Genomic DNA, 12,459 nt, shown 5'->3' with positions numbered 1-12,459 from the left:
CTACTCCCGGCCCTCCAGGATGCGCCGCACCGCGACCAGTTTGCGCGCCCGTTCGCCTTGCAGCGCCTTGGTCTGCTCGGGCGTATAGGAGAACATGCCCTCGCCCGACTTGATGCCGAGCTTCGACGCGTTGGTCTTTTCCAGCACCATGGGCGCGACATCGTCGCGATTGGAGAGATCCGCGTTGAGGAAGGAGGAGACGGACTTGTAGATATCGAGGCCGGCCATATCGAGCAGCGCCATCGGTCCGATGACGGCGATCTTGTAGCCGATGCCCCACGACACACAGGTGTCGAGATCCTCCGGATCGATGACGCCGCGTTCGACAAGGTCGACCGCCTCGCGCAGCAGCGCATAGAGCACGCGGTTCTCGACGAAGCCCGGAACATCCTTCTTCACCACCACCGGCAGCAAGCCGATCGAGCGGATCAGGTCGCGGATCGTGGCCACGGTTTGCGGCGCTGTCTTCTCGCCGGCGATCACCTCGATCATCGGGATGATGTGCGGCGGGTTCGACCAGTGCATGCCGACCATCCGCTCGGGATGCGAGATATGCGCCTGCAGCTTGGTGATCGGGATACCGGATGTGTCGGATGCGACGATCGTGTCCGAGCCTATCAGGCCGTCGATCGTGCGATAGACGTCGGCCTTGACCGAAATGTTTTCAGGAACGTTCTCGATGACGAGGTCGGCACCGGATACCGCGCCGCCGATATCATCGGTGAAGCGAACCGTTCCAACGCCGGCCGATGGCGGCGCGATACCCAAGGCGTCGAGAACGCCCTCGGCCACGCCCAACATGGATCGCGCGCGCTCGATCGCTGCCGGGGCGACATCGTAGGCGGCCACCTGCAGGCCGCCTCTGGCGAGCCGGGCGGCCATGCCCGGCCCCATCGTGCCCATACCGATGATGGCGATATTTCGGATCATTGCACTGCCCCGCTTTCTTTCGAGCTCGCGATCAGGTGGGCGGCTTTCTCGGCAATCATGATCACTGCCGCATTGATGTTTCCGCAGACCAGGTCGGGCATGACGGAAGCGTCCACCACTCTGAGGCCCTGGACACCGCGAACGCGCAATTGCGGGTCAACGACCGAGGCCGCATCGGCCCCCATCCGGCAGGTCCCGGCCGGATGATGCACGGTGATGGAGGTCTTGCGGATATGCTCGTCGATCTCGTCGTCGCTCTGGCACTTCGGGCCGGGAAAAAACTCCGCCTCGATGAAGGGCTGCATGGAGGGCTGCGACGCGAGATCCCGCGCCACTCGGAAGCCGGCCCGCAGCGATTCCCAATCCTTCGGCGAGGCGAGGAAATTCTGGTGGATCAGCGGCGCGGCGGAAGGATCGGCCGAGGCCAGTTTTACTGCTCCCCGGCTCTCAGGCTGCGTCGCCACGATGCGCGTTGCGAAGCCGTCCGCAAACGGCGCCTTGAACGGCTTGAAATATGGCCATGCGGCGAGCGGCGCCGCCGTGAAGAGCAGCTGCACATCCGGCAACGGCCTCGCCGGGCCGCTCTTCAGGAAGGCGACGACGCCGCCGGGCACATCGCCGGAAAAACCGCGTCCCGTCAGGTAGGTCTTGACGAAATCGAGCCCGATCCGATCGGCACGCATGTTGCGCAGGAACGGGCCGCCCGGGGCCCGGCGCCGGTACATGAGGATGACCGAGACGTGATCCTGCAGGTTCTTGCCGACCGCCGGCAGGTTGACCCGCGTCTGGATGCCGTGGGCGGCAAGCTCATCCTGCGCCCCTATGCCCGACAGCATCATGAGTTGCGGCGTGTTGATCACGCCGCCGGAAAGCAGCACTTCCTTACGGGCAACGACCGTGCGTTCGCCGCCGCGATGGTTGATGGTGACGCCGGTGGCGCGCGCACCCTCCAGCACGATCTTGGTAGCGCTTGCTTCTGTCAGGACGGTCAAATTGGGCCGCTTGAGCGCCGGCCGCAGATAGGCTGTCGCGGTCGAGGCGCGCCGGCCTTTTGAGATCGTCATCTGGAGGCGGCCGAACCCTTCCTGCTGCTCGCCATTATAATCTTTCGTCTGCTCGTAACCGGCCTGCACGCTGGCTTGCGCAAAGGCGTCGATCAGCGTGTCCTTGTAGCGGCAGAACTGGGTGCTGACCGGACCTTTGCCGCCACGAAACTGGTTCTCGCCGCCTTCCCAGCTTTCATGCTTGCGGAAGTACGGCAGCACCTTGTCGTATGACCAGTCGCTGAGCCCAGTGGCTGCCCAACGATCGTAGTCCCCGCGATTGCCCCGCACATAGGCCATGGCGTTGGTCGACGAGGATCCGCCGACAACCTTGCCGCGCGCGCACTCGACCTTGCGTCCGCCGACATTGTCTTCCGGCTCGCAGAAATACATCCAGTCATGGCGCCGCTCGGTCAGGATCTTACCCCATCCAAGCGGTATATGGATCATGGGATCGCGATCCCAGCCGCCGGCCTCCAGCAACAGCACCGAACATTGAGGGTCGGCGCTCAGCCGGTTGGCGAGCACGCAACCGGCCGATCCGGCCCCAACAATGATGTAATCGTAGCTTTCAGCGTGCGGCATGGTGCGTTTCATTGCCTTCGTCTGACGCCGTGGCGTCAGGGAACTATTGAAAACCGGGCCTGGAAATCCCGCCACGAGCCGGGACCGCCTAGGTATTCCACAAGGCGACCGGCACTAGATCAGGCCAGCCTCTCTCAGACGCTGCGACCAGTGGTTCCACCCCCGGTCGATCTGAGCGCCGACGAGCTTTCCCGCCGTCTTGACCTCGCCTGGCGATAGATACTTGATCTTGCCGATCTGCAGGCCGGCCGTAAGCGCCTTCGCTTCCTGCTCAAGATAGAAAGCCCGGAAGACGACCTCGCGCACGGAGTTGCCGACATTGACGACGCCATGACGGGCCATGAGGACCACGGTGCTGTCGCCGAGGCTTTCGGCGATATCGGCGCAGACATCATGGCCACCGCCGAAGAGATCCGTCTCGTCGCCGTGCTTGTCACGGATCTCATAGACTGGAACCGACTCGCCCATGAAAGCTCCCATATGGGTGACCGGCCGAAGCGGCGTGTCGACGAAGCAGTAAGGCAGGACAGCCGGCGAATGGCTGTGGAGCACGCACTGGACGTCGGGCCGTGCCTTGTAGATCTCGCTGTGGATATAGCGCTCCAGATAGGATGGCCGGTTGTCCGAGGTCTCGCCGTCGAGGTTGAAACGCTGCATGTCGCCGGCCGTTATCAGACTTGGAGCAAGCTTCTGCGCCAGGAAGAAGCTTTCGGGATCCTCGGGGTCACGGGCGCTGATATGCCCGAACGTATCCAGGATGCCTTCGTTCAGCAGGATCTTCGTCGCTGTAACCAGCTCTTCGAAGACCTTCTGGCGCGCGGGGCTGTTGTCTGTCATTCCTAAATTCTCCCATTGCGGCGATGGCGACCATTCTTGTTGTTGTTGTCGGTCGCCAGGGCCGCGGATTTCACTTGTTTTCGTAGATGCCGACGATCCGGTTCTGCTCGATGATGTTGCCGGCATATTTCTGCAGGAACTCCTCCCGGGTGGGCGTGCCTTCGACCTTCGTGTCGAGGGCATAGACCCAGAAATAGTAGTGATGCTCTCCATGACCAGCGGGCGGCTGAGGCCCGTAATATTGCTTGCCGCCGGCGCCGTTGGGGCCGACGCGGAACTTCTCCTGGGCATCCGAAAGGTCGGTGGTCGAGGGATCGATGCCGTAGACCACCCAATGCGTGAAACCGTTGGCGAGCGGCGCGTCCGGATCATGGCAGATGACCGCGAGCTCCTTCGCACCGGCCGGGACGCCACTGACGGTAAGCCTGGGCAACACATTGCCCTTGTCGCCCGCATGTTCGTCGCGCAGTTTCCCGAGCGGCTTGAAGTCCGCCGACGTAATCTTGAGGTCCTTGATGTTCAGGGGCATGAATTCGTCCTTCAGCAATTTCGATCGAACTAGACGCCGGCCTTGAGGTCGGCGACGGATTTGCCGCCGACGCGCTGGTGCACGCGCGGACCCGATGCGACGGCGACGCAGATCAGAAGTTCGTCCGGGCGCGGGGCATCCGGCACGGAAAAGGTGACGGCGTCGTAGTGAGAACGGATGTAAAGCTCGTCCTTGTGGGCAAGCGGGATATCGATGGTCGTGCCGGCGACAGCGACCTTGCTGACCGACGAGATCCAGGCCTTGCCGCCGCCCACCTGCTGGCGCAGCGGATCTCCGAACACCGTGGTTATGCAAGCGACGACATGTTCCTGTTCGCCTGATGTGCCCGCGATGCCGCCCTTGCCATAGCTTTCGACCGGCCTGTTGCCGAGCAGCGCCACGGCTCTCTCGCCGAGCGCATGACCGATCGCTGCACTCGGATTGGTCAGATCGGACAGTTCGGCGACGAACTTGCCGGCGAAGGGATTGCGTATGACAACGCCAGTCGCGACTTTGACGAGGGTTTCGCCAGGCGTGCCGCCGTCATGCCGGCTTTCCTGGACCGAGGAGTACCATCCCCTGACATCATAATCTCTTTCGACTTCACTGGAATAGTTCATCTTTATCTCCTGAAGGGCGCGCGCTGTTTCCGCACGCACCGATTAATTCGTTGGCCGGCTTGCCGACACTACTGCGGCCATGAGTAGACACGGCGCAGCGGGTCGTAGCGGGCAGCTTCGAGTGCGGCCGGCGTGAACATGTTTCCCTTCGAGAGCGAGCGGTTCGCCGCATAGTCGCCAGACAGGGCCTGGCAGCGATCCGTGATCGGGCGAATGCGCGTCTCCCACGCGACGAGTGCGTCCTCAACCGAAGAGCCTTCCTCCAGGTTCTGCGACAGGCTGAAGGCGTTGACCATCGCGCAACCAGCGCCCTGGGCAAGAGCCGGGCACATTGCGTGCGCGGCATCTCCCACGAGGGCGACCTTGCCTCTTGTCCAGCTATCCAGCTTGGTCGTTTCGTACTTGTCGTACCGGGCGGTTTTCAGCTTGGCTGCTTCGATCAGGCAGGGTTCCAGGAAAGGAAACATCTCGACCCAAACTTCGAGATCGATCGGAACGCTTGATCCGCGAGGATCGGCGGCCGGAGCCATCAAGCCGAGATAGAGCTCGTTCTCATTGCAAGGCGAGTAGAGAATGCGCTGGACACGCGGCCAGAAGTTCCACATGTCGATGGTGTTGTCCCACTCGCCATGACCGAGATCTTTCTTCATGCGCGGGACAATCAGCCGGATGAGACCATCCTTCGAAACCCATCGATCCTGTTTGAAACCGATGGAATCCCTGACCTTGGAGCCAACGCCATCGGCGCCGACGATCAGGTCGGCTTCGAGGACCTCGCCGCTCTGGAGTGTCAGCCGTCCCTCCGGATCGGCGGCGACGGCTTCGGAATTCACGCTTATGTCGACGCCCAGGGCACGGGCCTGATTGACCAGGGCATCGTGCAGATGGCTGCGGGTCATTATGCGCCAGGGAAGACCGTTGAACGTCTCCTTGGAAACCGACTTGTTGTGCATCCAGGTCTCGTAGGTCGGAGGCGTGTGCGAACCCTGGAGAACATCGTCCAGGGCGCCCAGTCCTTCGAGCACGCGAAGGCCATTGTGCCAGAGATAGATGCCAGCGCCGAATGCCCGCAGCTCCGAACTCTTTTCGTGCAGCCTGACGTCCCAACCGTTCTGCTTGAGAGCGATGGCGGCCGTCAGCCCGGCAAAGCCGCCGCCGGCGACCTCGGCGCGACGCGTCTTGCCCGGAGTTTTGTTTACATTGGCCATTTTCTATCCTGATGCTGCGTAGAAGAAGACGGCGCTTGGCCGTCAGGCGTCTATGAAGTTGGTGATGGCTTTCAACGTGATCTCGGGAGAGACCTCGTTGACGTAATGGTCGGCGCCCGGAACGACAACGACAGGCACATCCGGCCGCAGCCGGCTTGTCTTCGCCAGCGCAGCTGCCGACACCAATTTGCTCGTCTCGCCCCGAACGATGAGGACGGGCTTGGTCACGTCGCGGTAGGCCGGCACCAGGTCCGCTCGCAGGCCCCTGGCGGTCTGCGCCATGGCGGCGGGCGAGGCCAATGGACGCAAGCCGCCGTCAACCGGCTGATAGCCGCTTTCAGCCCTGATCCTGATGGCGTCGGCGGGAATATTCGGATAGCGGCCGACGAGGTATGCCTCGACAGCCCTGACATCCTCGAAAAGCTGGCTGCCTGCGTTCACCCGCGCTTCCAGCGCGTCCAACGCTTCGGTCTCGATGTACGGCGTAAAGTCGATTGCGACGACCGACCGCACCAAATCCGGGTATTTGGCGCGGCCGTGACCGAATTCCTGGCACCGAGCGAATGTCCGACGAGGATGGCAGGACCGCGATCGAGCGTGCGTATCAGCCCGGCGATGTCGTCGGCGTAGTCATTCGCCTCGTAGCCGGCTTCCGGCTTGTCGCTATGGCCATGCCCCCTCTGGTCGACCGCAATCGTCGTAAAGCGATCCGAGAGCCGAGCCATCAACGGCTCGAAGACGGCGGAGTTGGAGGTGATGCCGTGGAAGAACAGCATCAACGGGCCGCTGCCCTTCTCGCGCACGTTCAAGGTGATGCGGCCAATGTCGATGCGTCGCGAGATGATGTGGCCGGAAGGTGTGTCCGCCGCCATGTCCATGATCCTCGCCTCCGCTGCTCGTCTCCTGCAAAAGGATCATACAGACCGGGGTGGCGTCAAGCAGATTGTCTGACATTCTTGCAATCTTCAGATTTGACAATCAGGCTATCCTGCTGTCAAATTTCAACGGCGTGGCGTATGCTGCTTCAGCTTGCGACTCAAAAGCCCATGAGACGTTATCGATGCCCCCAGATTTGAATTTGCGAATTTCGCCTCGGACCGTGCAACGGGAGACCGTCGACAAGTTACGGCTCGCGATCTTCTCCGGGCTGTTCCAGCCGGGAAGCCGCCTCATCGAAAGTCAACTGTGCACACAACTGGGCATCAGCCGCCCCTCGCTACGGGAGGCTTTGCGCAGTCTTGAGGCCGAGCGCCTGATCGAGATCGTACCCAACCGCGGGCCGTCGGTACCGGCACTTTCGTGGGAGGTGGCAACCGCCATCTACGAGGTTCGCGAGCTGTTGGAGGTCGAGGCGGCGGGACGATGCGCGTTGAGGATTTCGCCTGAGCAGTTGCGTGAACTTGAGAAATCCCTTTCCGCATTCGAAGAGGCGGCATCCAGCAATGACAGCCTGGCGCAGGTCATGACCGCCGCGGATTTCTATTCGATCATACTCGCGAATTGCGGGAATCCGATCCTGGAGGAAGTCCATCGCGGTCTTGTGGCCCGGATCAGCTTCTTTCGAGGACGATCGATGTCCTTGGAGGGCAGAGCACAAAGCAGCCTGGCGGAGATGAGGGAGATCTTCGAATCCATCGCCGCCGGCGACGAGAAGGCCGCCCGCAAAGCCTCGAAACAGCACGTCCTGAGGGCGAAAGCGGCGGCGAAAATATCCATGGACAACGGGATTTGAGTTCTTCGATGGACTGTCGTTCCGTCTGAAGGCTCGAAGTCCTTCATGACGTTTCGGATCAGCCGAACGTAGATCCGTGCGCGGGCCTTCTCCGTGTCGGCATCGGACATGCCGGCTCTCGAGGCCCGCCAAAGGCAGATGGAGTGATGATGGCCAGGGCCAATGTCGAGCGCAAACCGAATTGCGATATCGTCATCGTCGGCGGCGGGTCGGCCGGGACGTTGCTTGCAGCGCGACTGAGTGAAGATCCGGACAGTCGCGTTCTACTGATCGAGGCAGGCGAAGAGGCGACGGATCCGGACATCTGGAACCCCGCTGCGTGGCCGGCACTTCAGGGCCGCAGCTACGATTGGGACTATCGCACGCAGCCGCAAGCCGGCACTGCGGGCCGGGTGCATCATTGGGCGCGCGGGCGGTTGATCGGCGGCTCGAGCTGCCTGCACGCGATGGGCTACATGCGCGGTCATCCCTCCGACTTCCAGGCCTGGGTCGACGCGACCGGGGATCGCCGATGGGGTTGGGATGAACTGCTGCCGGTTTTCCAGGCCATCGAAGACCACCCGCTTGGTGGCGACGGTATTCACGGCAAGGGCGGGCCGTTGCCGATCCATCTGCCGGCTGACGAAGTCAGTCCGGTTGCCCGTGCCTTCATCGAGGCAGGGGCATCGTGGGGTCTGCCTCGCCTCGAGGGCCATAACAGCGGAGAGATGATCGGTGTCACCCCTAACTCCTTGAACATCCGCGATGGGCAGCGGGTTACGGTGGCGGACGCCTGGCTCACCGGGGCAGTTCGAGGCCGCGAAAACCTGACCATCCTTACGGGATCCCGGGTGCGGCGGCTAAAGCTGGAAGGTGGCCAGGTCCGTAGCCTCGAGGTCGCGGGGCGACAGGGTTCGGTCGAAATCTTTGCGGATCGAGTTGTCCTTTGTGCCGGGGCGCTGGAGAGTCCGGCTTTGCTGATGCGTTCGGGCATCGGTCCGCACGATGTGCTCGATGCCGCGGGCGTCGGCTGCCTGATCGATATGCCTGACATAGGTCGAAACCTTCAGGACCACCTGCTTGGCGCCGGCAACCTTTATGCGGCCCGCAAGCCGGTGCCGCCATCGCGCCTCCAACATTCGGAATCGATGGCCTATATGCGCGCTGATAACTTCACAGCTGCCGGGCGGCCAGAAATAGTCGTTGGCTGCGGCATCGCGCCGATCGTGTCCGAATGCTTCCAGGCGCCTGCCGCCGGCACGGCCTACTCGCTGCTGTTCGGCATCACCCACCCAACGAGCCGCGGCAGCGTGCGCATAAGTGGGCCTGAACTCGGCGATCCCCTGATCATCGACCCGGCATACCTGCAAACAGGCCGCGACCGTGCGCTGTTTCGCCAAGCTCTCGAGGCGGCACGGACAATCGGGCATAGCGATGAACTCGCCGGCTGGCGAGAGCGCGAACTCCTGCCAGGCACGCTGAACAGTGCGGCCGAGATGGACGACTTCATCGCGCGGTCGGTCATCACGCATCATCATCCCTGCGGGACTTGCAGGATGGGTAAGGATCCGGACGCCGTCGTCGATGCAAATCTACGGCTCAAGGCGCTCGACAATCTTTTTGTCGTGGACGCGTCGATCATGCCCAACCTCACCGCGGGACCGATTCATGCCGCGGTGCTCGCGATCGCCGAGACCTTCGCCCGACGGCACCGGGAAATCCTGCAATCCTGACCCGAAGGGCTGGTATTCTTGACCAGTCCACTCGTCGAAGGATTCTTCGCTCTTGCGCGGACGATCCCAACAAGGGCCAGAATTTCGGAGCCATTGCGCGGTTAGTTTTTGCTTGTGCACATGCTGGCGGATTGTAGCTTGTCCATGAGCCGGTCCGACAAAAGGTGGTGCGCGAGATGATCGACATCCAAATTCCCATGGATGCGCCGTGCCCCTGAAAGCAGCCGCTCATATCGAGGCCATGTCTGCCTTCGCCCTTGCGAATTTCGGCGGCTATGACCGGCCAACCCTTGCTCAGAATGAAAGCGCCTTTCCGCCCAGCCCCAAGGCTGTCGCCGCTGGCCAGGACGCGGTTGCCCGCAGCCATCTCTATCCCGACCCGGACTGGACGGCACTGCGCGAGGCGCTCGCGCAGGCCTATGGGGTCGAGCGCAGCCTGATCTTGTGCGGAGCCGGTTCGATGGACCTGATCAGTTGCACAGTCGCGGCGTTTGCCGGACCGGGCGATGAGGTGCTGGGCACCGCCTATGCGTATAATTTCGCCGCATCCGCCGCCGCGCGCGTCGGTGCGGTCTACGTCAAGGCAGAAGAGCACGATTTCACCGTTTCGCTCGACAGCATCCTGGCCGCCGTCACGCCAGCAACGCGTATCGTTTTCGTCTGCAATCCGGGCAATCCGACCGGCACCCGTATCGGCAACAGCGAACTGCTGCGGCTGCGCGCCGCGTTGCGGCCGGACGTGCTGCTGGTGATCGATCAGGCCTATGGTGAATTCGACGACCAGGACCCCGGGCCGATCTTCGCACTTGTCCCGCGCGGCGACACCGTGGTGTTGCGCACCCTCTCCAAAGCCTATGGCCTGGCCGGTGCACGCGTCGGCTGGGGCTTGTCTGCGCCTTCGGTCGGGGCGCAAGTGCGCAAGATACAGAATTCGAACCAGGTCACGACACCGAGCCTCGCAATGGCGGTCGCGGCCGTGCAGGACCAGGTCTATATGCGCGAAACGGTGGCCCGCACGGCCGTGATCCGCGATCGGTTTGCACATGATCTGCGGTCTGCCGGCTACCATGTTCCCGAAAGCCGGACGAATTTCGTGCTGATTGGCTTCTCCAGCGCAGCCGCCGCGGAGGCAGCCGAGAGAACCTTGCGCGGCGCCGATATCATCGTTCGCAGCTTAGGCGGTTACGGCCTCACGGACTGTCTGCGCGCGACGGTCGGTCCACAAGAGATGATGGACCGGGTTTTGCGCATACTGATCGACATGCGCGGCGGATAGTTTTGGCGACCGCATGTTTTGCGACTGAATCCCCGGGGAGACTTGAGAAATGCCGTACCTGCCTGTTCGTGACTTTATCGGCTATGGCGACAAGCCGCCGGCCGCTGAGTGGCCGGGCGGCGCCAAGTTGGCACTCAACATCGTCGTCAATTATGAGGAAGGCGCCGAATACAGCATCGGCGAGGGCGACGGCGTCTCCGAGGCGATCCTGTCGGATCTTGCCGTGTCGCCGGCAGTGCCGGGCCTGCGCAACCGCAACATGGAATCGCTCTACGAATACGGCTCACGCGTCGGCGTCTGGCGGCTGGCTTCGCTGTTCCAAGAGAAGGACATCATCCCGACGTTCTACGTCGTCGGCAGGGCGCTGGAACTCAATCCGGCGGCCGGCAAGGCAATCGCCGCCCTTGGCAGCGACATCGTCTGCCATGGCTGGCGCTGGATCGACTACGCGCCGCTGAGCGAGGACGAGGAACGCCAGCACATCGCGCTGACCGTAGATACCGTCCAGCGCCTGACGGGCATTCGCCCGCTCGGCTGGTACACCGGCCGGCCCAGTCTCAACACGCGACGACTGGTGGTGGAGCATGGCGGTTTCCTGTTCGACTGCGACGACTACAATGACGACCTGCCCTATTTTGTCGATGTCGATGGCAAGCGGCATCTGGTTGTGCCGCATAGTTTCGACAACAATGATAGCCGGTTCTCGCGCGGCTCCGGTCTGGAGACAGGCAGCCAGTTCTTCGAATATGTCAGCGATGGCGTGGACTGGCTGCTGGCCGAAGGCGAAAAGACGCCGTGCATGATGACCGTCTCGCTGCACTGCCGGCTGGCCGCCCGGCCAGGCCGCATGATCGGGCTCGCCCGCTTCCTCGACAAGATCAAGGCCAATCCGGACATCTGGATCTGCCGCCGCTCCGACCTTGCCCAACATTGGCTGGATCGGTTCGGCGGCTGAGGAATCATCCGGCTGCTCTGGCTGCCGGCAACGCCCTATTTGTTCGGAACCTCGTAGACCTTGCCGTGCCAGGGTGCCGCATCGATCTGGTCGAGCGCCATCACGTAGAGCACCTTTTCGCCCGGTCCGAAGGCGAAGTTCGGCATGGATGGCGACGGCACCGAGAGCGTGCGCAGCAGCTTCGCATCCTTGTCGACGACGATGATCTTGCCTGGCGCATCGAGTGAGCGCGGGCTCTGGCCGATATACATCTCGCCGGCCTTGTCCATCTTGATGCCGTCAGGCCAGATATGCGGCTGGTTCGGGAACAGGTCGTCGAGGCGCAGGAAGACGCGGCGGTTGCTCAGGCTGTGGTCGGGCTGGACGTCGAACTCGATGATCCTGTTGTCCTCGGTCTCGACCAGGTACAGGATTTTTCCGTCGTTCGACATGACGAGGCCATTGGCATTGTGCAAGTCGCCGGCAACCTTCTTCACGCTGCCGTCCTTGCCGATGTAATAGGCCGAGGCGTCGATCAGCGGTCCGCCCTTGCCGGACCCGGTGAAATAGATGCCGCCATCCTTGTCGGGCGCGAAGTCATTCGGTCCGCTGAACGGATTGCCGTCCGTGTCCTTGTCATAGGCCGGCAGCGTCTTGCCGTCGGCGGAGATGCGGCCGATCGAGTTGCTGTCGTAGCAGGTGACAAGAAACTCGCCGGTGGTCGTCGGCAACACCGCTGAAGGGCCACAACCGTCCATCTTCCAGAAGATTCCGTTCTTCTTGCCGTCCCAGACGGTCACCGTGCCGCGGCCATATTCGACGTAGAAGAGCTTGTCCTGATACCAGATCGGACCTTCGGCGAACCACGCGTCTTCATTGATGACCTTGACGTCTCCCGCATGCGCGGAGGAAGCGAGGGCCAGGGCAAACATGGTGCCCAGCAGATGCCGTTTGATCATGCGATTCCCCTTTGTTTTCAGGCGGTCGAAATCTTTCTCGTTCAGCTTCGCCGGCGTCCCCGGCCGGCTACGGTTTTCGTCAATTGGTTCGCCG

At 62.4% G+C, this 12,459-nt stretch carries 11 protein-coding genes and 1 pseudogene; 4 read left to right on the top strand and 8 right to left on the bottom strand.

What is annotated here, in order from left to right; genetic code table 11:
- The 7 genes and pseudogenes from fhmpcd1 to HB778_RS20585 all read right to left on the bottom strand — a co-directional run bounded on the left by fhmpcd1 (position 1) and on the right by HB778_RS20585 (position 6,630).
- On the bottom strand, positions 1 to 930 hold the full coding sequence (fhmpcd1, locus tag HB778_RS20615; RefSeq protein WP_183456490.1) for a 5-formyl-3-hydroxy-2-methylpyridine 4-carboxylate 5-dehydrogenase: 930 nt from the start codon (positions 928 to 930) through the stop codon (positions 1 to 3).
- The gene (locus HB778_RS20610) at positions 927 to 2,558 is read right to left on the bottom strand and encodes a GMC family oxidoreductase (protein ID WP_183456488.1); all 1,632 of its coding nucleotides are present in this window, start codon (positions 2,556 to 2,558) and stop codon (positions 927 to 929) included. The genes fhmpcd1 and HB778_RS20610 overlap by 4 nt, the downstream gene beginning before the upstream one ends.
- Positions 2,559 to 2,672: 114 nt before the next feature.
- The gene (locus HB778_RS20605) at positions 2,673 to 3,395 is read right to left on the bottom strand and encodes a class II aldolase/adducin family protein (protein WP_183456486.1); all 723 of its coding nucleotides are present in this window, start codon (positions 3,393 to 3,395) and stop codon (positions 2,673 to 2,675) included.
- Positions 3,396 to 3,465: 70 nt separating this feature from the next.
- A complete protein-coding gene (locus HB778_RS20600; RefSeq protein WP_183456484.1) occupies positions 3,466 to 3,924 on the bottom strand; it encodes a YbhB/YbcL family Raf kinase inhibitor-like protein in 459 nt (152 codons plus the stop codon).
- 29 nt (positions 3,925 to 3,953) lie between these two features.
- The gene (locus HB778_RS20595; protein ID WP_010914328.1) at positions 3,954 to 4,544 is read right to left on the bottom strand and encodes an amino acid synthesis family protein; all 591 of its coding nucleotides are present in this window, start codon (positions 4,542 to 4,544) and stop codon (positions 3,954 to 3,956) included.
- Between the two features lie 68 nt (positions 4,545 to 4,612).
- Complete coding sequence (locus tag HB778_RS20590) at positions 4,613 to 5,752, bottom strand: FAD-dependent oxidoreductase (protein WP_183456482.1); 1,140 nt, start codon at positions 5,750 to 5,752, stop codon at positions 4,613 to 4,615.
- A gap of 42 nt (positions 5,753 to 5,794) precedes the next feature.
- Positions 5,795 to 6,630, bottom strand: a pseudogene (locus HB778_RS20585) (alpha/beta fold hydrolase).
- 65 nt (positions 6,631 to 6,695) lie between these two features.
- Between HB778_RS20585 and HB778_RS20580 the strand changes: the two are divergent.
- The 4 genes from HB778_RS20580 to HB778_RS20565 all read left to right on the top strand — a co-directional run bounded on the left by HB778_RS20580 (position 6,696) and on the right by HB778_RS20565 (position 11,427).
- Entirely contained in the window at positions 6,696 to 7,484 is a 789-nt protein-coding gene (locus HB778_RS20580; RefSeq protein WP_244661543.1) for a GntR family transcriptional regulator, read from the top strand.
- A 149-nt stretch (positions 7,485 to 7,633) separates the two neighbouring features.
- Complete coding sequence (locus tag HB778_RS20575; protein WP_183465159.1) at positions 7,634 to 9,196, top strand: GMC family oxidoreductase; 1,563 nt, start codon at positions 7,634 to 7,636, stop codon at positions 9,194 to 9,196.
- Positions 9,197 to 9,404: 208 nt separating this feature from the next.
- Positions 9,405 to 10,472 (top strand): pyridoxal phosphate-dependent aminotransferase, encoded by a 1,068-nt coding sequence (locus HB778_RS20570; protein WP_244661542.1) that lies wholly within the window; start codon positions 9,405 to 9,407, stop codon positions 10,470 to 10,472.
- A gap of 49 nt (positions 10,473 to 10,521) precedes the next feature.
- Positions 10,522 to 11,427 carry an allantoinase PuuE gene (locus HB778_RS20565; RefSeq protein ID WP_183456480.1) on the top strand — a complete coding sequence of 302 codons (906 nt, stop codon included), beginning with the start codon at positions 10,522 to 10,524 and terminating at the stop codon, positions 11,425 to 11,427.
- A gap of 35 nt (positions 11,428 to 11,462) precedes the next feature.
- On the opposite strand, the gene HB778_RS20560 is transcribed toward HB778_RS20565, so the two are convergent.
- Positions 11,463 to 12,365: an SMP-30/gluconolactonase/LRE family protein gene (locus HB778_RS20560; RefSeq protein ID WP_183456478.1), complete on the bottom strand. Its 903-nt coding sequence runs from the start codon at positions 12,363 to 12,365 to the stop codon at positions 11,463 to 11,465.
- Between the last annotated feature and the right edge of the window lie 94 nt (positions 12,366 to 12,459).

It is taken from the genome of Mesorhizobium huakuii, from assembly GCF_014189455.1.
Classification (GTDB): domain Bacteria; phylum Pseudomonadota; class Alphaproteobacteria; order Rhizobiales; family Rhizobiaceae; genus Mesorhizobium; species Mesorhizobium huakuii_A.
Note: the sequence above shows the minus strand (reverse complement) of the source record. Positions and strands in the feature narration are given on the sequence as shown.

Coding starts and splice junctions, on each gene's coding strand:
- HB778_RS20600 (WP_183456484.1), bottom strand. CDS start 3,924: ATGCCCCTGAACATCAAGGACCTCAAGATTACGTCGGCGGACTTCAAG.
- HB778_RS20575 (WP_183465159.1), top strand. CDS start 7,634: ATGGCCAGGGCCAATGTCGAGCGCAAACCGAATTGCGATATCGTCATC.
- HB778_RS20590 (WP_183456482.1), bottom strand. CDS start 5,752: ATGGCCAATGTAAACAAAACTCCGGGCAAGACGCGTCGCGCCGAGGTC.
- HB778_RS20610 (WP_183456488.1), bottom strand. CDS start 2,558: ATGCCGCACGCTGAAAGCTACGATTACATCATTGTTGGGGCCGGATCG.
- HB778_RS20565 (WP_183456480.1), top strand. CDS start 10,522: ATGCCGTACCTGCCTGTTCGTGACTTTATCGGCTATGGCGACAAGCCG.
- HB778_RS20595 (WP_010914328.1), bottom strand. CDS start 4,544: ATGAACTATTCCAGTGAAGTCGAAAGAGATTATGATGTCAGGGGATGG.
- HB778_RS20560 (WP_183456478.1), bottom strand. CDS start 12,365: ATGATCAAACGGCATCTGCTGGGCACCATGTTTGCCCTGGCCCTCGCT.
- fhmpcd1 (WP_183456490.1), bottom strand. CDS start 930: ATGATCCGAAATATCGCCATCATCGGTATGGGCACGATGGGGCCGGGC.
- HB778_RS20605 (WP_183456486.1), bottom strand. CDS start 3,395: ATGACAGACAACAGCCCCGCGCGCCAGAAGGTCTTCGAAGAGCTGGTT.